The sequence below is a fragment of the Vibrio sp. 10N.222.46.A1 genome (genome assembly GCF_041473595.1).
GTDB classification, from domain to species: domain Bacteria; phylum Pseudomonadota; class Gammaproteobacteria; order Enterobacterales; family Vibrionaceae; genus Vibrio; species Vibrio tasmaniensis_A.
Window position 1 is genome coordinate 1 of record NZ_JBFRSN010001703.1, and the last position, 644, is coordinate 644.

At 45.0% G+C, this 644-nt stretch carries 1 protein-coding gene; it reads left to right on the forward strand.

Going from position 1 to position 644, the window contains the following annotated elements:
- A partial coding sequence (locus tag AB4496_RS28950; RefSeq protein WP_372133560.1) for a M23 family metallopeptidase occupies positions 1–644 on the forward strand: 644 nt, incomplete at both ends.

A 644-nucleotide genomic window follows, 5' to 3' on the forward strand; every position in this document is an offset into this window, starting at 1 on the left:
ATCAGACGTTTTATTTCGGTCGAAAAGCCGTACTACTATGTACTACCGCAATTTTTTCAGTGCCTCTATTGATTGGCGGAGCTGCATACATGCACTTTGAGGGCAAGCAAGAACTCGCCCTACAAGCCGATGATGCACAACAATTGATTGAAACACTGATTGTTGAAAAAGAACAAACCGACTTTCTTTACGCTGAGCAGGTAGAAACCAATCACTCACTGTCTCAAGCATTAACCGAGAAAGAAGGCACTATTCAGTTACTTGGCAAGCGTGTATTTGATGTGGAATCAGTGCTTGGCCTGACCGATGAAGAGCCGCTTACTGATGACGTCTCTTTAGAAGACCGAATTGATGCAGCTGCAGTAGATTCAGCAGTCAGAGCCACAATGTTTCGTTTGATTCCAAATGACAGCCCTATGGCTTATCAACGCATATCATCCTCTTATGGGCGTCGCTCGAACCCTATAACAGGTAAACGCCACGTTCATACTGGTATCGACCTAACATGTAAGCGTGGTGAAGATATAGTAGCGCCAGCTGATGGCGTAATTGAAACCGTGCGCCCAAGTAAGAAAGGCTTCGGTAACTTTATAACTATGCGTCACTCATTCGGTTTCATGAGCTCTTATGCGCACCTACAGAAG